Genomic DNA, 22334 nt, shown 5'->3' on the forward strand with positions numbered 1-22334 from the left:
GTCAGCTACACCACGCCGCGGGACACGATCCAGATATGGACCGATGGACGAAATGTACGGCGTTCGATTGGTCCAGAAAAATCACTCTCATTGGAACAAGCCCGTGATATGGCGCGCGCGTTGATTTCTGAATTGACCGGCGAAACGACACCTCTGCCACTTGTCCCCGAAACCCCGAAAGCGACCGTCGCGGAGTTTGCAGCTCGATTCCTCGAACACGGCACGCCAAGCTGGAAGCCTGCCACCCTGAAGGCCCATCGCAGTCTCCTCGCTTGTTCGATCCTGCCTCAGTTCGGGTTCCGCGATATCTCATCAATATCCCCTCAAGAGGTCGCATCGTGGTTTGCCCGGTCACAAGGGTCGCAAGGGACACGAAACCGCGCACTTGCTGTTCTATCGGGCATGATGCGGCATGCTGAGATTTTGGGACTTCGACCAACCGGTTCAAATCCGTGCCAAGGGCTTCGGCGACGCAAGAACCGATTTGAAGTCCACCGACTGGGTGAGCAGGATTATGGACGGCTTGGTGAGGCCCTGAGTAGGATTGAAGACACAGAGCCAGCCATCGCCGCACTGATCCGGTTCCTGACGCTGACGGGCTGCCGCAAATCCGAAGCACGTCTCCTTCAATGGAACATGCTGGACGCGAACCGCGCAGCCCTGCCCGACAGCAAGACCGGGACGCGCGCAATCTGGCTCGGCAAAGCCGCGCTCGCCTTGACCGCTGAACAGCCGATGACGTGCGCGTTCGTCTTCGCGATCAAGGATAAGCCCATCTCTGGTGCGCGGGTCGCCAAAGTCTGGAACACAGTTCGCAATGAGATTAGCCTTCCAACGCTCCGTCTCCATGACCTGCGACACGGGTTTGCATCGGTTGCCATTTCATCAGGCGAACCGCTCCGAACCGTTTCGGGCCTGCTCGGGCACTCTGAACTTCAAACCACAGCTGGATATGCTCAGTTTGCCGAGGCCCCTGTCAGGCAGGCCGCTGAACGCGTGGCCGAACATCTGGAGCGGACCCTTTCGCAGCGCGCGCCGAAGGCAATGCCAGAACCACCACCGATGGTGGCAGCTTTCCTCGCGCAGAGCCTGTCTGTCCGCGAGTTCGCGGCCCAGCAGGGTCTGAGCTTTTCCACGCTTCGCCAGAAGGTCGGTGCATATAACCGCGCTCGGCGAGAAACGACGACAGAAATGGAGGCAAGCTGATGCGCAAGGAACCGACTTACCTGAGTGACCTCTCGGCGCGCGCCGCCCGGCCCGCCGCCAAGGAATACGCGGTCCCGGACAACCGGATGAGCGGGTTTGCGTTGAGGGTTCAATCCACCGGCACAAAGTCCTGGGTCTTGCGCCTCAAGGTCGATGGGAAGGCAAAGCGGGTTACGCTGGGCAACACCCTGACCATGAGCGCTGAGGAGGCGCGGGCGCGAGCTCACCAATTGCTCGCGGCGCACGCGCCTCCGGATATCGCTTTACTCGCTGCTGACGACAGACCGGCCATTAAACTGAATGTACTGGCGCAAAGGTACCTGAAGACGAAACGACAGGTCTGGAGGCCGACGACCCTCAGGTCTGTCCAGATCTATCTCAACAGCTCGATCCTGCCTGCGCTCGGAGACCAAGCTATCAACCGTCTCACGACCAGCGACATTGCCGAGTGGTTTTACACCTACAGCACCACCAGCCCGGGCGGTGCCAATCAGGCTCTCTCGCATTTGCGGAGCATGCTGAAGTTTGCACGTGAAACAGGTGTTCTGCCTCCGGACGCACCTGATCCTTCGAAACCGATACGGCGCAATACTCGGCGCGCGAGGGGGCGCCTTCTCAATGCGCAGCAACTGGCACAGCTCGGGGCTTGGTTGGAAGCACCTCCAATTCGCTGGCGCGATGTCGCCGATGCGATCCGGCTCATCCTGTTGACCGGATGCCGGTCGGGCGAGATCGCGCGACTGACTTGGGCTGAAGTTGGCGGCGACAAACTGAGCCTCAGCTCCACCAAGACAGGCAAACGTGATGTCGTTCTGTCCCATCCTGCGTTGGCATTGCTTGATCGACGCAAGCGAGGCGCATCATCCGTATTTGTGTTCCCGCACCAAGCCAACCCGGCGAAGCCTATTGCCTCAATCGACGCGGCCTGGCGAGCGATCCGCCCGCTGGTCGGGCTGCCAAAAGACATCCGTCTTCATGACCTTCGGCACACCTATGCCAGTCACGCGATCATGATCGGCGAAACCCTGAATATGGCGGGAAAGCTCCTTGGGCATAAGAGGCCGAAGACGACGGAAATCTACGCCCACATGGACGCGCGGCATCTCGCGAAGGCAGCCGACAGAGTCGGGGACCTCATATCGAATTGGTTGGGTTGAGTATCTGTTTGCCGTGTGGCCGGTGGCTGTCTTTGATAAGAATCGGTAGTTTGCGCTTCGACTTCAACATCCCGAAAGCAGACATAAAAAGCATCGCTGCACGCAGTGCCAAGTCTCGTGTCAGTTCAATCACTGTGGACTAGAATCAGAGTTCGATACTCTCTGCCAGTGTCAGAGCATCTTCCACTTCAACACCGAGATACCGGACTGTGCTATCAATCTTCGTGTGACCAAGCAGAAGCTGGACGGCGCGCAGATTTCCGGTCTTTCGATAGATCAGTGTCGCTTTCGTCCGGCGCATTGAATGGGTCGCGTAGGATGAGCGCGGCAAACCTATTGAAGAAGTCCAGTCTTCGACGAGACGAGCATACTGTCTCGTCGAAATATGCCGGCTACCGTCTTTTCGACTTGGGAACAGCCAATCATGCGGCCGAAGGTCTTTTGCTTCGCACCATGCTGAAATCGAAGCTCGGGTTTGCTTGGAGATCTCGAACTGGACTGGATTGCCCGTCTTGCTCTGCAGCACTTTTGATCTGCTACGGATTTCTCCGCCCGTCCTGACGTCAGCGACTCGCAAGGAGACAAGGTCCCAGCCTCTCAGCTTGCTATCTATGGCGAGATTGAAGAGTGCGAGATCTCGACGCTTTTCTGCGATTTCGAGCCGGACCCGGATTGCCCACACCTCCTGTGGCTTAAGCGGTGCCTTCTGGCCAACCAGCTTACCTCTGTTCCAAGGAACCCACTTTCCTGTGTTTGCATCGAATGGCATGATCACCTCCTGCAGTTGCCATTCGATCCAGCCTCAATGCATATGCCACGCCAAGGCACCCATATCGTTCTCGGGCTCTACAAAGCAGATCAGCAGGACCAGCTTAATCGCCTCGTGTTCGTAGAGGTCGGAGTTCCAACACGCTATCCTGCAAGGCGACTATTGGTTCTACATCTGTCGATGTGTTATTTCACCAACTCTTGTAGAAAGTGCCCATGACTAGTCTCACTAACACCCTGAAACAGCTCTCCGCACTCTCCCAGGAAACCCGGCTCCTGACCTTCCGGGCGCTCATGGCGGCTGGAGAAGATGGCATGCAGGCGGGAGCAATTGCTGAGCATCTCGACCTTGCTCCGAACAAGCTGTCCGGACACCTGAGCATTCTTGTCAACTCGGGGCTGGTCAGCGTCAAACGGGACGGACGGCACATGATCTACCGGGCCGAAATTGAGGCGGTGAACCAGCTGCTCTCCATGCTGGTTGAGAACTGCTGCCACGGGCGGCCTGAAGTCTGCGTCCCGCTGGCAGAGTTGCGCTGCCTGAATTGTTAGATCAATATTCGATGAACTGTTGAAATAAAGATCTCTCCGGTCTAACTTGCCGAAATCGACAAGCAGGAGGGCGCCATGCGCATTGCAATTCCAGGGTCAATTGTTTCAGCGTTCGCGGTCATGCTCGCGGCAGGTTGCGCCAGCTCCGGCGGAACTGGCGTGCCAGACGCTCCGGCTGGCAATCTTGTTCTCAGAGCGAGCGGATCGGGAAGCTGGAGTATCGCGTGCGAGGCCACGACGCAGAAAGGTACGGCAAAGGCCAAATTGAGAGGCCGTGGCTCGAATGACTACGATTCGATGTTTCTGAAGAATGTCATCCAGGCAAGCTGCACCTATGAAGCTGGCGATGCACCTTTCTCTCTCAGCATGACCGAAGAAGGACTCGCCTGTCCATTCGGGGCGTTCGAGCATGAACTCTGTCGTACTACCATTCCGGCCAATGCCAGCGGGACATTTGAATTTTCGCCCGAATAATGGATGGTGGCTTTTCGCGACGCCTCCCTCCCGGCGAGGGGGGGCGTTTGCATGCGAGCATGCCAATTCCGGCTAAGCCGGATGATTGCAATCAAAGGACGGGCAAATGGGGCTGTTTGAACGCTATCTTTCCATCTGGGTGGCGCTTGCCATCGCAATCGGGATCGGGCTGGGGCAAGTCGTACCCGGCGCATTCCAGGCGCTCGCCGCGCTTGAATACGCCAATGTCAACTTCGCCGTGGCCATCCTGATCTGGGCGATGGTCTGGCCGATGATGATCGGGGTGGACTTCACCGCCATACGCCGCGTTGGCCAGAAGCCGAAGGGGCTCATCATAACGCTGGTCGTCAACTGGCTGATCAAGCCCTTCACGATGGCGGCGCTGGGCGTTTTCTTTTTCCGCCATGTCTTCTCTGCCTTCATTCCGTCCGCCGATGCGGAGGGGTATATTGCCGGACTGATCCTTCTCGGCGCTGCACCTTGCACGGCCATGGTGTTCGTCTGGTCGCAATTGACGAAGGGTGATCCGAACTACACGCTCGTGCAGGTCAGCGTGAACGATGCGGTGATGGTGTTTGCCTTTGCCCCGATTGTTGCCTTCCTGCTCGGCGTTACTGACATCGCTGTGCCTTGGGAGACGCTTATCCTGTCAGTCGCGCTCTATGTCGTCATTCCGCTGATTGCGGGGGTTCTGGCCCGGAATGTCCTGCTGAAACAGCGCGGTGAGGCGTCTGTGAGCACCTTCACAAACCGGATCAAACCGCTGTCGGTCATCGGCCTGCTCGCCACAGTCGTGCTCCTGTTCGGTTTCCAGAGCGGGACGATCCTTGCAAAGCCGCTCGTGATCGTCCTCATCGCCGTGCCCATCCTTATTCAGTCCTATGGGATCTTCGCACTCTCCTATGGCGCTGCCTGGGCGTGGAAGGTGCCGCACGGGATCGCCGCCCCCTGCGCGATGATCGGCACGTCGAACTTCTTTGAGCTTGCCGTCGCCGTTGCGATCAGCCTGTTCGGACTCAATTCCGGCGCGGCGCTCGCGACCGTCGTCGGCGTCCTTGTGGAAGTGCCGGTCATGCTCTCGCTGGTCGCGTTCGCCAACCGCACGCGTAACGCCTTTCCCGAAAACTGAAGGACACTTATCATGCACATCCTCTTCCTGTGCGTTGCCAATTCCGCACGAAGCCAGATGGCCGAAGGACTTGCCCGGCATCGCTTCGGTAACCGCGCTGAAGTTGCCAGTGCGGGTTCAATGCCAACGAAACCGAACCCCTATGCCATCGAAGCCATGGCTGGACTCGGGATCGACATCACCGGCCACACGTCAAAATCTGTGGACGGAATGAATGCGGGTGACTTTGACTATGTCATCACGCTCTGCGCCGAAGAAGTCTGTCCCTGGCTTCCGGGCACGACACAGCGCTTGCACTGGCCAATCGATGATCCTGCGAGCGATGACCCCACCCTGACGCCTGACGACATGCGCAAAAGGTTCGCCAGGGCGCGCGATATTATTCATGCTAAGCTCGCGGAATTCGAAGCTGAGCACCTTAGCTGATCCGGAGAGCTGAATGCTGGAATATACTGTCACCGCCCGGCGTATCGACGCGCATGGCAGTGAGGCGCGCGCCGGAGAAGCGGTTCTGACCATCGACACGGACCTTTCCGGCCGGGCGGATGCGTTCAATCCGGCAGAATTGTTCCTGGCTTCGATTGCCGCCTGTATGTTGAAGGGGATCGAGCGCGTAACGCCTCTTCTCGGGTTCCAGCTGAGGGGTGTGTCGGTTAGCCTATATGCCATTCGGCAGGATACTCCACCCAGAATGCTGTCCGTGAGCTATGAAATCGTGGTGGACACGGAAGAGTCCGATAGCCGTCTTGACCTGCTTCACAAGAACGTCCGCAAATACGGAACGATCTCGAACACGGTCGCGGATGCGCTTGAACTTTCAGGAACAATCCGCCGCAAGTCCTCCCAACACGCTCAGGACAAATCATGATCATCATTCATCACAATCCGGGCTGCGGTACCTCCCGCAATGTACTGTCTCTGATCGAAGCGAGCGGCGAAACGCCCGTTGTCATCGACTACCTGACAGAAGGGTGGACGCGGTCTCAGCTGCTCGGCCTATTTGTCGCCGCGGGTCTCACACCCCGCGCCGCGTTGCGAGAAACCAAATCGCCTGCAAAAGAGCTTGGCCTGCTTGAACCAGGCGTCAGTGAGGATTTGATCCTGGCCGCCATGCTGGAACACCCCATTCTGGTGAACCGGCCTATCGTGTGCAGCCCAAAGGGCGTGCGTCTCTGCCGGCCAAGTGAAACCGTGCTGGATCTTCTTGACCGCATACCCCCAGGGCCTTTCTACAAGGAAGATGGCGAAATGCTGATCAATGAGAAGGGAGAACGCATTGGCTGAACATCCTGCGACTGAGACGGCATCCGGTGCTGCCGACAGAAAGCCCTGTTACGGGACGATGTTTCCGGACACGCTCCATGTCGAACCGAACGCGACTGTTCGGGGGAAGGCGTTCAACTGCAAGCTTGAAAGTCTCGGCCTTGGTCGATCGGGACGAAACGTCAGTGTCATCCCGGAAGAGTGGGAAGATTGCCTAGCCTGCCGCGATTTCGATCATTGCTACAAGCTCAGCATGGGCAAGCTCGCGCTGGCGAGCGCCATTTCAGAGAAATAATTCACCGTCTGGCGTAAGAAAAGAATATCAATATGCAGTCTGAAGACGACTTCCCGGCCCTCCATGAAGATAGCTTTCGTGAGATCGACCGCAAAGCGCTGCTCTCTCCAGCGCTCAGCACACACGCACCGCGCATCCTTCTTCTCCACGGATCGCTCCGGGAAAGGAGCTACTCCCGCCTCCTGAATGAAGAGGCGGCCCGCATCCTCCGCAGACTCGGTTGCGAGACGCGCAGTTTCGATCCGGCTGGCCTGCCGTTTGCGGACGGCGCTGAAGAGTCTCATCCCAAGGTCAAGGAATTGAGAGAGCGGGTCATCTGGTCAGAAGGCATGGTCTGGTGCTCGCCCGAACGCCATGGCGCAATGTCAGGCGTCATGAAATCACAGATCGACTGGATACCGCTTTCCCTTGGAGGCGTTCGCCCGACGCAGGGCAAGACGCTGGCCGTGATGCAGGTCTGCGGCGGATCACAGAGCTTTAATGCCGTCAACCAGCTGCGCATCCTCGGCCGCTGGATGCGGCTGATCACCATTCCGAACCAGTCGTCCGTCGCCAAGGCCTTCCTCGAATTCGAGGAAGACGGAAGGATGAAACCCTCGCCTTTCTATGATCGCGTGGTCGATGTGATGGAGGAACTCGTGAAGTTCACCCTGCTGACACGCGACCGTGCCGACTATCTTGTGGACCGCTATTCCGAACGAAAGGAAAGCCCCGCAGAGCTTTCCAAACGGGTCAACCAGAAGAGCCTCTGAGACGTTCCGCCAGCAACGCCGAATGGTGCAATGCAGCCAGCGCCATTATATGCGGATATGCGCATAAGCAAAAAGGCAAGCCATGATTTCGATCCTCTCCGCCCTGGCTGAACCGACCCGGCTCGGCGCACTCCGCATTCTTGCCGATGGTGGGGAGCATTGCGTGTGCGAACTGATGGATAAGCTCGGGGCCAGCCAGTCTCGCATGTCACGCCATATGAGCTTGCTGAAAACGAACGGTCTCGTGGTGGATCGCCGGGACGCTCAGTGGGTTCGCTACACGATCAATCCCGATTTGCCGGATCATTTGCGGGGCCTGATCGATGCTGTGCTTGCCGCCGCTGACGCTGAAATCCCGCTTCCGAAAAGGAAAGCCGCATGAGCACCCAGACAGAGACATTTGCCCAGCCCCCACACGCACGCCAAACCGCGCTCTGGCTCGCCGGACTGGCCGCATTCCTGGCAGCATGGTGGGGCATCTACACACACCTGATCGCTTTTTCCGAATGGCTGGTCAGTCTTCTTCCCGTGAAGCGCGAAAGCCACCTTGGCGATGCGCTTGCCTTCTTCTTCTATGACACGCCAAAAGTGCTAATGCTGCTGACGCTGGTCGTCTTCGGCATGGGCGTGATCCGGACCTATTTCTCGCCGGAACGCACGCGCGCCTTGCTATCCGGCAAACGCGAAGGCGTCGGCAATGTCATGGCCGCAGGGCTCGGTGTTCTGACGCCTTTCTGCTCCTGCTCCGCTGTACCCTTGTTTATCGGTTTCGTTTCGGCGGGTGTGCCGCTCGGCGTCACGTTCTCGTTTCTGATTGCAGCGCCCATGGTCAATGAAGTCGCGCTGGGCCTGCTGTTCGGCCTCGTCGGATGGAAAGTGGCTGTTACCTATCTCGCCTTCGGCCTGTTGCTTGCTGTGGTTGCGGGTTGGGTTATTGGACGCCTTAAGCTCGAAAACTGGCTTCAGGAATGGGTCAAGGAACTCAGCGTTGATGGCGCAACGGGACTGGTTCAGGAACGTCTCACATTCATCGACAGGCTGAAGCTGGGCATTGATGCGGTCCATGAGATCGTAGCGAAAGTCTGGCTCTGGATTCTTCTTGGGATCGCCATGGGCGCGGCGATCCATGGATTTGTTCCGGAGGATCTGATGGTGCGTATCATGGGGGCTGATGCCTGGTGGTCCGTGCCTGCCGCCATCCTGCTTGGCGTGCCCATGTATACCAATGCCGCGGGCGTCATTCCGATCGTTGAAGCCCTGCTCGGGAAGGGGGCTGCGCTCGGCACGACGCTCGCCTTCATGATGTCGGTCATTGCGCTTTCACTGCCGGAAATGATCATCTTGCGGAAGGTTCTGACCCTCAAGCTGATCGGGGTCTTCATCGCTGTCGTCGCCTCCGGCATCCTGGCCGTCGGCTTCCTCTTCAATCTTATCTTCTGATCCGCCCTCGAAAGGAGTCCGTCATGAAACACGTGAAAGTTCTCGGTCCAGGCTGCAAGCGCTGCGATGCCCTCGTCACCATGGTCAAAGAAGCCGCAAACGAGTACGGTATTGAAGTGTCCGTCGAAAAGATCACCGACTATGCCGAAATCGCCAAAGCCGGTGTGGCGTCTACGCCCGGCCTCGTTATCGATGGCAAGCTCGTGCATGCGGGTGGACTGCCGAAGCCGGACTCCATCAGCGCGTGGCTCGCCGCATGAGACGCGCGCGATATGCGACGATTCTCAGCTTTGCATTGATCTCGGCCTGCAAAACGCCGCAGGCTGAACCGCAAGCGTCTCTACCGGATGCCTGCAAGAGCGCCATCACCGCATACGGTTCGCGTGCAGCCCTCAAGGCTAACCCGAACATGGTCGCAGTAAATCTTGCAGCGGTTCCGACCCCGGCCACAGCGATAGGATACGGCCCAAGTTCCGGGTACCGTGCCGAACTCACGCTCGTAGATGGCAACTGGTTCATCGCCCGCGCAACGGGAGCGGACCCTGTTCAGGTCGAAACGGTTCCAGGCAAAGACGCAGGCGCAGTCTTTTTCGTATCCGCCGCACCTGAAGTATGGTCTGCCCGGCCGGTCGGAACGACCATCACGTCAATGGCGGGGCTTGAGAGCATTCTCGCAGAGGCCGCCGCAGCTTCTGACTGCCCGTCTTCTGCAATCCCTTTTCGACTGTCAGGAACAATTACAGGTGCGGAATGGAGCGTCGTCGGCAGGCCCGAAGGGGCCAAGGGTCAGATAAAAAGCGGCAATGTCACGCTGGTCGGCATTTATGACCCCTTCGATCCCGACCGCTATTTTATGCCGTCCGGACAGCAGCTTCATGTCCATTTGGTCTCTGATGACGGGACAATCTCCGGACACCTGTCATCGTTCTCAAGGTTCGATGACGGAGTATTGAGTTTGCCAGAACAAGTATAGCCTTTCCGAAATTCATCACTCCGGAGAATCGGCAAGGTATCAAGTTGCGTTTTTTTGCGCCATTGGCTACCGAGCAGACAACCGGCACGAAGTCCTAAAATCGACAACGGAGAGCTTTATTTATAGTGTCTCCTTTTGCGCCCAAAGCGGTAGTAGGGATAAGACCCAGCCTACAGCACTTGGAAAGTCCGAGCGCGGCACGCCCAAATTGGAAGTCACCCAAACTAGCGGGGAAATTGCATGGCATGCACATTGAAGCAGCAACGGCGTGCCCCGTCACGCTCCTTATTGCGCCAAACCACCGCTCATATGGGCCCTCTGATGGTCATGCCGCCGTCGATGACGATAGACTGACCGGTCATAAAGGATGCAGCAGGGGACGCTAGGAATACGGCTGCACCGGCCATTTCGGATGGTTCACCGATGCGTCCGAGCGGTGTGGCCCGCTTTAGGACCGCCTCAGTAGCCGGATCTTCCCATAGCGCTCTGGCAAACTCGGTACGCGTTACGCCCGGCGAGATTGCGTTCACTCGAATATTGTCCGGGCCGTATTCTACAGCCAGGTTGCGTGCAAGCTGCAGATCAGCAGCCTTGCTGATGTGATAGGCACCGATCGTATCTGATCCGATATGAGCACCAATCGAGGAGATGAGGATGATCGCGCCAGCGCCCTGCTTTTTCATTTCAGGTGCAACAAGACTTGTGAGCCAGTGATTAGCTAGGACATTGTTTTCGAACACTTTCCGGAAAGCCTCATCGGAAATGCCAGACAAAGGCCCGTAAAAGGGGTTCGAGGCCGCGTTGCAGACCAGGCAATCGATCCGCCCTAATTCAGAAACCGTGTACCCGACAAGCGCTTGCAGGGATTCCTTGGACGACAGGCTCGCGGCCCAGGCGACCGCACGTTCATCTCCGTGCTTTTCATTGATTTCTGCCGCGACCCGTTCACAGGCATCCTGATTGCGGCTCGAAATGACAACTCGCGCGCCTGCATCTGCGAGCCCCTCGGCGATTGCTCGCCCAATTCCGCGCGAAGATCCCGTGACGATGGCCACTTTCGCTCTCAGATCAAACATTTGCTACGTCCTCGAGCATGGTCAGATCACACATTGCTGAATGAAATTTCGCGTGAGTGGGCATCAGAGCGAGCGCGCGAATGATGCGATGTCCGAGATGCTGGCCAGGTAGATGTCGGGGATGGCCTGCCTGAAAATCAGGTCTGCTGCGTGAACCAGACCATGATTGGTCCTCGCCCGCGCAAGAACACCTGCAGCAAGCAGTTTGCGATAGAATGCAATCCCCTCGTCCCGCAGTGGATCAAGCTCATTCACCGCGATGACGTGCGGCGGCAGCCCAGTCAAATCGCGCTCTTTTGCGAAATAGGGCCAACAGAGCGGATTTTCGGCATTGTCGCCAGCAGGGTCATAGATGGCGACCAACAGGTCCATCTGTGAACACTCAATAAAGTACCCGTTGCTGGCAATGAGAGAGGGTAGCTCGGCGCGTTTTCGGCCTTCGTCCCAGCTATAACCGCCACTGATATAGGGAACATTGGCATACACGCCATCGACTGCGTCGATGCAGCCTTCTTTCATTGCCTTCAATGCGCTGGCGAGTGCCAGGTTGCCTCCCCCGGATTCCCCCTGAAGCATGATCTTCGAAATCCCCAGGCTTTCACGCCGGCTATTAACCCACCTGAGTGCAGCGAAACAATCATTGAGCCCTGTTGGGAACGGATGGAGGCCTTGTTCGGTGTACCCATTCCTGTAGTTTACAGCGACGACCACCAGGCCGGTCGCGGCGAGATCCTGGCACCATCGGTCATGCACCTTCGCAAAGGCGTCGAGGATCACCATGCCCCCGCCATGATAGTAGATGACGCAGGGAACCTTTTGCCCGGCGCCCGCCCCCCGATACACGCGGACGGCAACGGTATGTCCGTCCTCAGTCGGTACGTCATGCGTCGTATAACCAAGCACCGGGTCACGGACGAGATCGTTGGGCAAGGCCTCATACAACGCGCCAAAGCCCTCATGCTGCGCCTTCACCGCAGCTACCACCGCTTGATGATCATCAAGCCGTGATATCTCAGCGGGTGCGGCATTCCCCAGAAGACCGAGGCCATCCAGTGCTTTTTTCAACCGGTGATCCAGGCGCGTGTCTGTTTCAAGGCTCATGTCCGAACTAATCAGTCTACCCTCATATCCCGCCGTTGAGATTGCATTCACAGCCAATTCCTTCTCGATACCCTGAGGCGAGGCCAGATCGCTGGCGCCGCCCAGGAATTTTGGGGGTTTCATTTTAAGTATTCTCCACATCACAACCGCGCCGCAGCCTAGTAGCGATAGCTGATGGAGGCGCCAATCTGGCGACCGGGCTCGTACTGGGCAAGTCCGAGAGAACCAATCAATGATGACACAACGATCACATTCGTAGCGATTGTCTCGTCCGTCACATTCAGTGCGTAAAGACTTGCCGTCCAATGATCATCTGATGACTTGTACACAAGTGAGAGATCCAGGGTTCCCACGGCATCTTGCGAGGACAATGGAATGTTGAACTCACTGAAATAATCACGTGCCTTCCAGTCGTAGCGGGCACCGTATGTCAGATCGCCGTCCACAAATGGCGTGTCATAGTAGATGCCAACACTCCCGTTGGCTTCCGGAGCGTTCGGCAGGTGATTCCCCGCCAGATCAAGCGGACCCAGATCCGGGCGCGCTGAATCGGCCGTATCAAACTCATCAAATGTTGCATCCAGCAAGGCTGCGGACGCCTCGATCCTGAGATTATCCGTTGGCACAATTACAAACTCGGCTTCCAGTCCGTCAATGGTGGCTTTGGCAGCATTGGTCACAGAAGATAGCACGCCGATGACCTGGTTCACCTGGAGGTCTTCATACTCCATGTGGAACGCAGCCAGGTTGGCCTGCAGCGTGTTGTCAAAATAGACCCCCTTCAGACCGGCTTCGATATTGGTGTTCGTTTCGGGATCAAAGGCGGGCGACAGGCCACCGGCCGAATACCCCCCGCCTTTGAATCCGGTGTTGTATTTCACGTAGGCAGACACGTCTGCTGTGAAGTCAAATGCCGCACCCGCCTCGTAGGTCAGCTCCCCCCATGAGTCGTTTTGATTTAGCGTGCCAACGAAATTGTTGTACTCGGAGATATCCTTCTCATCATTCGTGTAGCGGACCCCGCCGAAGAGGCTCAGCCGGGATGTCAGGTCAAGGTTCCCTGAAGCGAAAACAGCGTAGGATGTCGTGTCTATGTCGCCTCCCAGATTGACCGGAACTGGCAGAATCGCGATCGGAACCGAGACATCCTGCTCCAGGGCCTCGAAGAAATAGTTCGCGCCCAGGACATAGCTGAAGGCGTGGCTCGGATCAGATGCAAAAATCAGTTCTCCAAAATATTCGTGGCCGGAGTTCTTGAAGCTGGTGGTGGACCAGTCTGCTTCCGTCCCGTCTCCGTCCTGGAGAATCTCGAGGTCAGACGTATTGTAATACAGCAGGGCCTTGAGGTCTCCTGCGCCTGTCGACCAAATAGATGTCGACGTGATGCCCAGAGCCTCGATTTTCCGGTTGCCCACATTGGCGTAGGTGATCCGATCTTCGGGTGATCCCACTGGCAAGCCTTGCAGGGCTATCGGCAAGGGTAACATGGGGTCCGGCGTTCCGATGAAGTAGGCGGCCGGGCCGTTGTCCGCAGCGCTCTGATAATCGACTGCGATGCGCGAACTGAAATCGGCGCTCGGCTTCCATTCAAGTTGCCCTCTCGTGGAATAGACGGACTGGTCGTCCAGAAAGTCCGGCCCGAACGTCGCGTCGTTTCTTGTATATCCCTTGTTTTGTGCCTGCTCGTAGGCCAGGCGTCCCGCGATTGTGCCAGAATCATTGAGCGGCCCGCTAACATATGCGCTGCTTCTGAATTCATCCGGATCGACACCGATGGACGCCGTGAAACCATATTCGAGTTCTTGGGTTGGTGTTTTTGGTATAATGTTGACGGCACCACCGGTCGCATTCCGGCCAAACAAGGTTCCTTGTGGGCCTCTGAGAATTTCCACGCGTTCAACGTCGAGAAATGTACTCAGTGTCAGAAGCGGTTGCGCAAGATAGGCCCCGTCAAGATGCACGGCGACGCCCGATTCCGCGCCAGCATTCACTGCCGCATTTCCGATACCGCGTATCGAGATATTGCCGTTTGTATAAGCCCCGGAAATCTGAACATTCGGCGTGGTCGATGCCAGATCAGCTAGGGAGTCGATCTGGGAATCCTGCATTTTTGCGCCATCGTAAGCCGACACCGCAATTGGAATATCCTGGAGCGATTCTTCGCGCCGGGATGCCGTGACAACCACAGTGCCAAGCCGCGCCTGAGCGTCTTCCACATGCCCAGCGGGTTGACCGTCAGCATCAGTTGCATCGGCGGTTGCTGCCTCCTGCGCCCATACTGGCTCAAGTGTCCCGAACGCAATTGCTGCGACCCCCATCAACAAACCGGATTTCCGCATATTCATTCCTCCCTTTTATGTTTGGGGGCAGAATGATCACGCGTCAGGTCGTGTCGATGACAAGTCCAGTCATTCCAGAAGGAACAATTTCCCTCAAGGCGAGCGGTGAGGCCACCAATTCAGGTTTGGAACGTGGTCGCTGCGCCCGGGTCTTGATCGCCGGGAATGGCGGCAGTCCACCGCCATCAGCCTGTTCAATGTCGGATGCATCCCGACCGAAGCCAAAGGCCTGTAGATCCTCTACGGTCATGCCGTTGTGCAGACGGCACTGCGGTCAGTTCTGGAGGAACCGCCACAGGCATTATATCCAGAATGTCCCCTGGATAATCGCTGAGAGATCGCGGCGGAATGCCAGTTCGGCAACGGACCGGTCCGGCTCCCTCGATCCTGTCGACAGGACGCGAATGAGCTTTCCAACAAACAGCCCCTGCGCCAGCAGCGGATCGATGGGGCGGATATTTCCGGCCAAGGTGGACAGAACCTTGCGCCAGGCTAGCAGCTGATCCTCGATGGCGTTCCAGATCATCGGACGCAATGCCGGTTCGCGCGCCGATTCGATCCACAGCGAGTAGCTGGAAATGCTGCTCCCCTTATGCTGCGTAGCCTCCCTCCAGAAGATGGAGGCGGTCCTCTCGATCAGCTGATCGGTGCTTTCCGCCGGTTTCTGCGACGGTTGGACCGCGTTGCGATATCGCGCCTTGGATTCCTGGAAGAGGTGGCGCTGCGCTTCTGAAAGCAGTTCAGATGCGGTGTTATACTGGTAGAACGGTGTGCCGCGCGCAACCCCCGAGCGCTCGGCAACGGCGCGATAGGTGACCGCACCCGGGCCGTCTTCGTACAGCAATTCAATCGCACCATTGAGTATTCGGCACCTGGTCTCGGTTGATTTTCTTGTCGTTCGTCGGGCATTGCGCGCTGCCTTTACACTGATGTCAGCAGGCTTCCAGAGTGTACGCGGATCCGCGCGCTCGTTCAGAACCTGCTCTGTGGCTTTTGCCCCGGGATCCTGAGACACGGTGGCGAACAGCACTCCAACAACGATATCAACGACGGACAGAGCCAGATGCGGTCGGTCGATCTCCGGGCATTCAAGGATACTGCCGGCGACCATTTGGTCCAGCGCGCTGTACCATTGCGTGCCGATCCTGTAGCCTTCCGATCCGCGCGCGGAATACAGCATCAACTCGGCCCACGCGCAAAAGAGGGCTGGTTTGGCCGCGAGCGCCAAGATGATCCTGTTTGCAAGCGGGCGCGCAGCGAGGCCGGGTCGACCGGTCACGTCCTTTGTCACGCGATCCAGTAATTGGTCAGACGCGGCGAGCAAGATCGCGCCCTTGTCGGCGTAGTAATAGGTCGTCGCGGCGAGGGGCACGCCTGCCAAATTTGCTATCAACCTGTGAGTCATCTTGGACGCGCCACGATCACCCAGGACCCTGACTACCGCGTTTTCGATGTCCGCCTTCCGGAGTTGGGCGCGCTTCTGTACGCGGTTCTCCTGGGGAGGACGGAGCATATTTTGGCCTTGATCCCGCAAGCTCGTTTTGGTCATATTTCTTTCTGCGCTTTCGTCCAAGTGCGATCCGTTGTGAGTGCGCTCTTGATCATTTCTCATGAGCACAGACCAATACCGACTATTAAAATCAAGGCCTTTTAGTTCACGTCGCTCCCTTCATATTGATTGACCCCGGCACATATTTGGCTCATTGTACCACTTTGAAGGCGCAGACTCGAGAGGGATTTTGTCAACAAGACAATGAGCCACGCGCGTCTTCATTTGGAGGAGAACTGCGGGCCATGAACGCACTGGAATTGCAGAATCCAGTTTCAATCTCGGATGAACGACTGTGCGATGCGACATGCCTGTCGTCGCGCTATGTTCTTGACTTTTTCGGTCGTGACCGAGGCATGTCCCTGTTGAGCGGCGCTGCCTTACTTGAGCCACAACACAGCGCACCTGCGACCCTATCGAAGCTCGACTACTGGCAACTTTGCCTCAACAGCGTGAACAAATATGATGATGAGGGCCACTGCTGCCTTTCCCGACCAATGCCTAAATCCAGCTGGAGCATGGTATTCTCTGCGGTCAACCAGATGGAGACCCTCGGACGCGGCCTGAAGCGCATTGCCGAGCTCCTGCCCGTCCTGCAGTGCGGTGTACATGCGAGCGTTGGTTATTGCTCAAGGTATGCCCATCTGACCTTGAAGACGGATGATCAGTTCCCCCAAAGCACCCGGTCAGAAAGATATCTGGATCTGATTGCGACCGTGTTTCTTTGCATTTTGTTATGGGGCGCGGAGCGGGAATTTCTGCCTGAGAAAATCAGGCTCTCGTCCTTGCTCGAGCCTGAGGACGGCTATTTGCTAGCCGGACTGTCGCGGAAGGGAACTGAGCGCAATGGATTCGGAACGACGATAAGTTTCAGCCTGGCAGATCTCGGGATCCAGCTTGGAGCGCGAAGGTATGAATCCTGGGGCATCCACGAGACGTCAGTTTTCAGGCGTCTGTACTCAGACCTTTGCCACAGTGCATTCGCTTCCTCTGACGAGATCCTAAGTGACGTCAGGCACCTGCTCACGACAGGCATGCTGTCGCAACACGGCGTTGCCAAGGAGCTTGGCCTAAGTGTCGCGACGCTACAGCGACGCCTTGCGATGGCTGGAACGAATTTCAGGCAACTATCCAGAGGGCTCCGAAAAGAGCAGCTTTCGTCCCTGCTCGCTACGTCCGCGCCTCTCGAGGACATAGCGCAGGAAATGGGTTTTTCAGATCGCAGGAGCCTCACGCGGGCCTGCCATGACTGGCTCGGTGTGACCCCAACCGCGTATCGCCAGAAGAGCGCATTGTAATGCATTGCGGCGGGTAAAGTCTGCACCGCGCTAACCATTGGCCCTGTGCCGATAGCCAATGCCAGTGTTCGCGCACCATTGGCCACCGGCCCGGCAGGTATCAAAAGGCTGGATATGGCACCGACAAGTTGGATTGCAAAACCAAGCCTCGATATTGGACTGTTTACCAATCAGCTGGATCCTATGCTCGCCTTTTGGGGACAGACGGCTGGGATACATTTTGATCATATGCTTCCAGTCGGAAATGGCATCAGACAATACCGGCACCTCTACGGGGACGCTGTTCTGAAAGTGAATCATGCGCGAACTTCCTTGCTCGCGGCAGAGCCGGGCGGATATTACTCCCTTGTGCTGGCGCGCGATGACGTGACCTCACCGGTGAGCTGTTTTGACCCTGATCATAATGCGGTCAAGCTGGTGCCAAAGGGCTGGAATGGCCTCACCCATTGGGCGATCGAGACGGCGACGCCCGATGCCGACACGTTCCTGGATTTCTATAACGGTCAACTGGGCTTGCCATTGGATACGCATCACCCGCTGGCAGTACGATGCGGTGAGAGCCTGATAATTGGCCGCACCGATACAAACGTCAGTTCATTGATTTCGCGCGATGTCCTGCAAAGTATTGGGTATAGGTATGTGACGATACAGGTGTGGGACGTCGATAGGGAGCACGGACGTGTTCTGGCGCATGGCGCTCGAGAAGGTGCGCCGCCAAGATCCCTTGGAGAGACTGCGCGAATATCCTTTCTCAGGGACAAATCCGGGAACTGGATTGAATTGTCCCAACGTGCGTCGGTTACAGGCTCGCCGGTACCTTGAGGGGTAGCTCAATGGGTCGCCTCGGTGGGTTGTGGTCGTGTTGCACGCAAGGAATTATGTCTTCTTTTGCGCCCAATCGAGCCGATCACTAAGGGCATAGCGTCCGGCAGGATCTCGCCGGAAAGCCGTCTTCCCAATCTTACCCAACAATGTCCGCTTTAGGCGGAGTAATGAACGTTTCTGCAGTGCAGAACTATTTCACCCGATCGCAAAAGCCGAAGACTCCCCGGCCACCGCGACATGGTCCGCTATCAACCCTACCAGCAACTCCATCATGGCGGGGAAAACAGCGACGTCGAACTCGTCCTCGTTCAGAAACAACAGGACGATCGCCTGCAACAAGGCAGTGATGATTCCGGGATCGATATTCCGAACGCTTCCATCCGCCTGCAGCGTTTTGAGCAGCTTCGTGACTTCTGAAATCTCGGTGTCTATGTGATTGCGCGTGCGAGGGTCCTTGTGCCCTCGCATGAGCTTTTCATACTCGCCGCGATCAAATACCTTCCCAAGAAAAGCATCGGCCCGGTATCGCTGAAAAGCCGCCAGAAAAATGTCCCTGAAGCTTTTGCGCGTTCGGTCGGAAGCCAGTATCTCAGCGCCGACGTCATCGAAAAAGGCCCCGAGTTGTATACATGACAACGTGATTGTTCGTTCACGTAGGTGAGGATAACCTATGACTGACAGGCGGGTACAGATTGAGCTTACTCAGGAGATGATTGAGGCGGGTTGCGGCTTTATTCGCGTTCGGCTTTCGGTGGTTGAGTTAGAGATACCGGTTGAGCAGGCGTTTTTGGCAATGCTGCAAGAAAGTGTGTGTTTCCGCGCAGGTTGGGATTCCGAAAAACCGGCTCTCCATCCTCGTTAGTTTCACCAGCCAGAGCATAAAGCACTATGGACTTTCCGTGCTTCGCAACTCTGTCCGCATCTTCGGCAGCTTGTCTCAATTGGCTTAAGGTCAGCTTGTAGTCGGTCCAGACAAGGTCTTTCTTGCGTATCTTATTGGCCATAATATCTTCAGAAGATCTGCGCACGGACGAGTGAGCAATGAAGTTTCGATTGTCATTACAAATGACCGCGTAACGCCGGAACACTTCTAGATGACCGCAGGTATTCGCGCCAAACTTCATCGGGGCAATCGCCAGGATCAATTTAAATCGCTCAGAATTGCTGTGATCATAAAACAGGCTTGATGCCGTACCGCCTTTTAGGCCCAGCAGCGCTCGGTATAGCATGAACATGACAAACTCGATCTCGTTCCATGCAACAATAGTAATTCCAATCGCCTCTAAGTGTTCTTGGTGCCCATATTGAAAGCGACTGCTCCAAGTATCCGACATGACTGATCCCAAAGACAAAGATTTCGACGAAAACCTCAAGCGGCTTATGGAGAAAGATCCAAAGCCCCAGGAAGAGATGAAGAAAGGGCGCGAGCCGAAGCTCGCGCCCCAGAAAAAAGGCGACTAGTCGTCGCCTGCCATCCAATCCAAGTTGTTGCGCTCACGTCCATCGCGGTTCGTGCGAAGATGCGTCTTAGCGTTCTCGCGGCGAACAACGTGAGTATTTTCGATCTCGCCACGGTCAGCCATGGGGATTGCGCGCTCGACCGAAGTGAAGCGTTCGTTCCCTTTGAATTTTACGTGGGTAATATCCCCGTCCTTATCGGCACGGGCATCTACAATTTTGCGCGTCGTCATGTGCGACCCTTTCGCATTAGAGCGAGAGGTCGAGTTGACTGAGGCGGGTATTTACGATTCAAGTGAATCGCCTGATAAGTGCCTTGGTCCGGCCTCGACCTCTCTAACAGGTTTGCCAGACTTCGAATTAAGGTCCGCTCAGTTCCAAGGCTGAGCGGGCCGATTCGCAGATCGCACAAAGTCTGCCGATGTTCGTATCCGGAGTCGAGTCCCGAATACCCCCTATTTGTTCCAGGATTGATACTAGCGTTTAAAGCGCTTCACTCGCTGCTTACGCGAGACAGGATCCACCAGTCAGCCGACAGGTCAGGCGTTGCCCACGATACCAATATCCAGTGCGTCAGCGCGAGCCTTATCGTCAATGCCCGGCTTGATCCGGTTGTTATGGCGTAGGTCGACCTCTGCGAGTTCAAACATACAGAGCAACCGCTTCTGACGGTGGCACACTTTCCACTTTCGAAGGCACAAAGCTTTCTCGTTTCACCTCATATTCAATTTTCCACAGCGTTGTCGTCAGGCAATCAATCCGTGGGCTGCTTATATATAATTGGCTCCTTTGACACCAAGCAGCGGGTTGCAGCCAAATAAATTATTCCAAAACAAGGACTTATGCCGAAACGGGTTACAGCTACTGCCTTGTTTTTATTGAATACCGCTCACGATCCCAAGCTGAATACGAGGGTTCGATTCCCTTCACCCGCTCCAAGCAATCTCAGTGAGTTGTGTGGTAAACAGCGTCCGCGAGCGACGTTCCCAGGAATTTTATAGAAACTTGGCCATGCTGAAAAGAGGAGTTTGGGCACCCAACGTGCAGAGCGTCACCCATCGGCTTTATAGCATTGAGCCGATACCGTTAGCCAAACGTGCGTCTCCTCTTCGCCCGTAGTTGCCGGCACGATAAAATTCACTTCGCCAGTAGACATCAAAGCCCACGCGAACCCAACGCCAAAATCCTTGACCAACAAACCGGGCTGTTTCGCAGTGGAGGTGTATTGGCCGTTGATTATAGGCAGGTCGCTGCCTTCGACTTCGGCGGCGAACACGTCTTTGTCTTTGACTGGCCCAAAAGTGAGACGAAACGATTTCGGGGCGTTGTTGACTCCACTCGCGTAGGGGGCGCCCTCGCGAGTCATCGTTCTAGCGTCTTCAGTCAGACAGAAATTACGACCCATGAAGTTATGGGGTTCAGCAGTCGCGTCGGATGCGAAGTAAGCCGCACAAACCCCCGCGGAGATCAAAAGCTTCCAAAGTGAATTCACAGTCGCGCCCCCCGCCCCCTAAGCCAACGCGCACGCAGCGCGTGCCCTCTTTAACTGATAAAACCTAGCCACGGAACAGTGCCGTGCTGTTAGCGTTTAAATCGCCGAGGCCACGAGGCCGAACGGGATGTTTCGCACCGATTCCAAGGTGACGCGCCATGAGTTCCGCAATCTCAAGTCGATCAGCACGAATGAGACAGCGCAGCCGCAACAATTGAATTATTGGTGCTAGTCGCCGGAATCGGTTAAATTTTATCCGAAACTGACTTTCAATACGGGGTTGAACATAGTCATGGCATATGATGACCAACCGGATGCGCCATGAGCTTGACCAAGGGCAATTTGCTGATGTTAGGAGCTTGGATCGCTGTAGCAGTCTTGATCGGTACGTTACTGGCTGCGAACATACAGCCTCTACTGATCGCAATAAACGGCAAACTCAGCCTTGGCGATGATATTGGCTTCTTCAAGATATCTTGGACACGGCAGCTGTGGATCGCACTCTTAGCTCTCACGATGGTTGCTGCGCCGATATTTTTGCAAAGATCCCTCACCCGGCTGGAATCTGATTTCGACACGTCTAAGCAGGAGGCCATCGAAGCGAAGGCTGCCTTAGATGACTTTGGCGAACGCATGCACGATGCAGTTAAGTCTTCATTCGAGACGTACGACCGGATCATTTGCGACCTCGGAACTCGTCTCCGGTTCGGTCAAAGTAAGTGTGAAACTAATCATAAGATAAACGAAATCAGCCGACGGCTGGCGGATGTAGAGCGGGTTTCTCTAAGCTCTGGAGAGATAGCGGTGTACGGCACAGGTACCGACCGCATCGGATCGCTACAGACATCAACTCGCGAGATCTACGTTTTCGACCCCAAAACCGCTGACGAAACTCTGGTGGTAATCGTCCATATTTTTGATGGCGTCGCATTTTGGGAGTATGGCGACAACAATCTGTTTGTTGAATTGGACGACGAAACAGACGTCAACTTGTGGCGCCACCTCAAGTCGCCCGAAGCAGTCGATAAGCTTGGTGAGTTTGATCTCGTCGCCGGGCTGGGCTTGGAATCGAATACCGGCGACGCCCACCCCAACATATCTCGACTGAGAGCCGGGGCTCTCTGCACCGGACTAAATGGCATGTTCGCCAATCGCACGTAAGCGTCCGGCCTGAGCGCCCTTGATCA

Annotated in this window: 28 protein-coding genes; 18 read left to right on the forward strand and 10 right to left on the reverse strand. The window is 56.3% G+C overall.

The window, feature by feature from the left end:
• Together HOC_RS18135 and HOC_RS18140 are read left to right on the forward strand one after the other, a co-directional pair.
• On the forward strand, nucleotides 1-1206 hold a 1206-nt coding region (locus HOC_RS18135), incomplete at its 5' end, for a tyrosine-type recombinase/integrase (RefSeq protein WP_084146442.1).
• Nucleotides 1206-2363: a tyrosine-type recombinase/integrase gene (locus HOC_RS18140; RefSeq protein ID WP_035541211.1), complete on the forward strand. Its 1158-nt coding sequence runs from the start codon at nucleotides 1206-1208 to the stop codon at nucleotides 2361-2363. The genes HOC_RS18135 and HOC_RS18140, both read left to right, overlap by 1 nt.
• Before the next feature lie 145 nt (nucleotides 2364-2508).
• On the opposite strand, the gene HOC_RS18145 is transcribed toward HOC_RS18140, so the two are convergent.
• Nucleotides 2509-3132: a tyrosine-type recombinase/integrase gene (locus HOC_RS18145; RefSeq protein WP_035541213.1), complete on the reverse strand. Its 624-nt coding sequence runs from the start codon at nucleotides 3130-3132 to the stop codon at nucleotides 2509-2511.
• A gap of 215 nt (nucleotides 3133-3347) precedes the next feature.
• On the opposite strand from HOC_RS18145, the gene HOC_RS18150 reads away from it, so the two are divergent.
• From HOC_RS18150 to HOC_RS18205, 12 genes are all read left to right on the forward strand, one after another.
• Nucleotides 3348-3683, forward strand: a complete 336-nt coding sequence (locus tag HOC_RS18150) for an ArsR/SmtB family transcription factor (protein ID WP_035541214.1) — start codon at nucleotides 3348-3350, stop codon at nucleotides 3681-3683.
• A gap of 75 nt (nucleotides 3684-3758) precedes the next feature.
• The gene (locus HOC_RS18155; RefSeq protein WP_035541215.1) at nucleotides 3759-4157 is read left to right on the forward strand and encodes a hypothetical protein; all 399 of its coding nucleotides are present in this window, start codon (nucleotides 3759-3761) and stop codon (nucleotides 4155-4157) included.
• A 106-nt stretch (nucleotides 4158-4263) separates the two neighbouring features.
• Nucleotides 4264-5286, forward strand: a complete 1023-nt coding sequence (arsB, locus tag HOC_RS18160; RefSeq protein ID WP_035541216.1) for an ACR3 family arsenite efflux transporter — start codon at nucleotides 4264-4266, stop codon at nucleotides 5284-5286.
• A gap of 12 nt (nucleotides 5287-5298) precedes the next feature.
• Entirely contained in the window at nucleotides 5299-5712 is a 414-nt protein-coding gene (locus HOC_RS18165) for an arsenate reductase ArsC (protein ID WP_035541217.1), read from the forward strand.
• 13 nt (nucleotides 5713-5725) lie between these two features.
• Nucleotides 5726-6154 (forward strand): OsmC family protein, encoded by a 429-nt coding sequence (locus tag HOC_RS18170; RefSeq protein WP_035541218.1) that lies wholly within the window; start codon nucleotides 5726-5728, stop codon nucleotides 6152-6154.
• On the forward strand, nucleotides 6151-6570 hold the full coding sequence (gene arsC / locus HOC_RS18175; protein ID WP_156950539.1) for an arsenate reductase (glutaredoxin): 420 nt from the start codon (nucleotides 6151-6153) through the stop codon (nucleotides 6568-6570). The genes HOC_RS18170 and arsC overlap by 4 nt, the downstream gene beginning before the upstream one ends.
• On the forward strand, nucleotides 6563-6844 hold the full coding sequence (locus HOC_RS18180; RefSeq protein WP_035541221.1) for a hypothetical protein: 282 nt from the start codon (nucleotides 6563-6565) through the stop codon (nucleotides 6842-6844). Before arsC ends, HOC_RS18180 begins: the two co-directional genes overlap by 8 nt.
• Nucleotides 6845-6876: 32 nt before the next feature.
• Nucleotides 6877-7596, forward strand: coding sequence for an arsenical resistance protein ArsH (arsH, locus tag HOC_RS18185; RefSeq protein ID WP_035541223.1), 720 nt, complete (start codon nucleotides 6877-6879; stop codon nucleotides 7594-7596).
• An 82-nt stretch (nucleotides 7597-7678) separates the two neighbouring features.
• Nucleotides 7679-7978 (forward strand): ArsR/SmtB family transcription factor, encoded by a 300-nt coding sequence (locus HOC_RS18190; RefSeq protein ID WP_035541225.1) that lies wholly within the window; start codon nucleotides 7679-7681, stop codon nucleotides 7976-7978.
• Nucleotides 7975-9036: a permease gene (locus HOC_RS18195; RefSeq protein ID WP_035541227.1), complete on the forward strand. Its 1062-nt coding sequence runs from the start codon at nucleotides 7975-7977 to the stop codon at nucleotides 9034-9036. The genes HOC_RS18190 and HOC_RS18195 overlap by 4 nt, the downstream gene beginning before the upstream one ends.
• A gap of 23 nt (nucleotides 9037-9059) precedes the next feature.
• Entirely contained in the window at nucleotides 9060-9296 is a 237-nt protein-coding gene (locus HOC_RS18200; RefSeq protein ID WP_035541229.1) for a thioredoxin family protein, read from the forward strand.
• Entirely contained in the window at nucleotides 9293-10009 is a 717-nt protein-coding gene (locus tag HOC_RS18205; protein WP_035541231.1) for a hypothetical protein, read from the forward strand. The genes HOC_RS18200 and HOC_RS18205 overlap by 4 nt, the downstream gene beginning before the upstream one ends.
• Before the next feature lie 305 nt (nucleotides 10010-10314).
• Here the strand turns inward: HOC_RS18205 and HOC_RS18210 are convergent, their stop codons facing one another.
• The 5 genes from HOC_RS18210 to HOC_RS18230 all read right to left on the reverse strand — a co-directional run bounded on the left by HOC_RS18210 (nucleotide 10315) and on the right by HOC_RS18230 (nucleotide 16074).
• Nucleotides 10315-11085, reverse strand: coding sequence for an SDR family NAD(P)-dependent oxidoreductase (locus tag HOC_RS18210; RefSeq protein ID WP_035541233.1), 771 nt, complete (start codon nucleotides 11083-11085; stop codon nucleotides 10315-10317).
• Nucleotides 11086-11148: 63 nt separating this feature from the next.
• Nucleotides 11149-12186: an alpha/beta hydrolase fold domain-containing protein gene (locus HOC_RS18215; protein WP_035541250.1), complete on the reverse strand. Its 1038-nt coding sequence runs from the start codon at nucleotides 12184-12186 to the stop codon at nucleotides 11149-11151.
• Nucleotides 12187-12344: 158 nt separating this feature from the next.
• A complete protein-coding gene (locus tag HOC_RS18220; RefSeq protein WP_162174896.1) occupies nucleotides 12345-14525 on the reverse strand; it encodes a TonB-dependent receptor in 2181 nt (726 codons plus the stop codon).
• A 43-nt stretch (nucleotides 14526-14568) separates the two neighbouring features.
• Entirely contained in the window at nucleotides 14569-14775 is a 207-nt protein-coding gene (locus HOC_RS18225) for a hypothetical protein (RefSeq protein ID WP_035541237.1), read from the reverse strand.
• Between the two features lie 51 nt (nucleotides 14776-14826).
• Nucleotides 14827-16074: a TetR/AcrR family transcriptional regulator gene (locus HOC_RS18230; RefSeq protein WP_162174897.1), complete on the reverse strand. Its 1248-nt coding sequence runs from the start codon at nucleotides 16072-16074 to the stop codon at nucleotides 14827-14829.
• A gap of 245 nt (nucleotides 16075-16319) precedes the next feature.
• Here HOC_RS18230 and HOC_RS18240 point away from each other — a divergent pair, with 245 nt between their 5' ends.
• Together HOC_RS18240 and HOC_RS18245 are read left to right on the forward strand one after the other, a co-directional pair.
• Complete coding sequence (locus HOC_RS18240; protein WP_035541242.1) at nucleotides 16320-17372, forward strand: helix-turn-helix domain-containing protein; 1053 nt, start codon at nucleotides 16320-16322, stop codon at nucleotides 17370-17372.
• 114 nt (nucleotides 17373-17486) lie between these two features.
• Nucleotides 17487-18194 (forward strand): VOC family protein, encoded by a 708-nt coding sequence (locus HOC_RS18245; protein WP_035541243.1) that lies wholly within the window; start codon nucleotides 17487-17489, stop codon nucleotides 18192-18194.
• A 198-nt stretch (nucleotides 18195-18392) separates the two neighbouring features.
• Here the strand turns inward: HOC_RS18245 and HOC_RS22245 are convergent, their stop codons facing one another.
• Both HOC_RS22245 and HOC_RS18255 read right to left on the reverse strand, forming a co-directional pair.
• Entirely contained in the window at nucleotides 18393-18665 is a 273-nt protein-coding gene (locus tag HOC_RS22245) for a hypothetical protein (RefSeq protein WP_156950541.1), read from the reverse strand.
• Between the two features lie 263 nt (nucleotides 18666-18928).
• Nucleotides 18929-19531 carry a hypothetical protein gene (locus HOC_RS18255; RefSeq protein WP_035541245.1) on the reverse strand — a complete coding sequence of 201 codons (603 nt, stop codon included), beginning with the start codon at nucleotides 19529-19531 and terminating at the stop codon, nucleotides 18929-18931.
• Here HOC_RS18255 and HOC_RS22855 point away from each other — a divergent pair.
• Nucleotides 19530-19658: a hypothetical protein gene (locus HOC_RS22855; protein WP_277813061.1), complete on the forward strand. Its 129-nt coding sequence runs from the start codon at nucleotides 19530-19532 to the stop codon at nucleotides 19656-19658. The genes HOC_RS18255 and HOC_RS22855 overlap by 2 nt on opposite strands.
• Here the strand turns inward: HOC_RS22855 and HOC_RS18260 are convergent.
• Together HOC_RS18260 and HOC_RS18265 are read right to left on the reverse strand one after the other, a co-directional pair.
• Nucleotides 19655-19888, reverse strand: coding sequence for a DUF3892 domain-containing protein (locus HOC_RS18260; RefSeq protein WP_035541246.1), 234 nt, complete (start codon nucleotides 19886-19888; stop codon nucleotides 19655-19657). The genes HOC_RS22855 and HOC_RS18260 overlap by 4 nt on opposite strands.
• Nucleotides 19889-20706: 818 nt before the next feature.
• Complete coding sequence (locus tag HOC_RS18265) at nucleotides 20707-21021, reverse strand: hypothetical protein (protein WP_035541247.1); 315 nt, start codon at nucleotides 21019-21021, stop codon at nucleotides 20707-20709.
• Between the two features lie 447 nt (nucleotides 21022-21468).
• On the opposite strand from HOC_RS18265, the gene HOC_RS18270 reads away from it, so the two are divergent.
• Nucleotides 21469-22308, forward strand: a complete 840-nt coding sequence (locus tag HOC_RS18270) for a hypothetical protein (protein WP_035541248.1) — start codon at nucleotides 21469-21471, stop codon at nucleotides 22306-22308.
• Nucleotides 22309-22334 lie beyond the last annotated feature (26 nt).

It is taken from the genome of Hyphomonas oceanitis SCH89, assembly GCF_000685295.1.
Classification (GTDB): domain Bacteria; phylum Pseudomonadota; class Alphaproteobacteria; order Caulobacterales; family Hyphomonadaceae; genus Hyphomonas; species Hyphomonas oceanitis.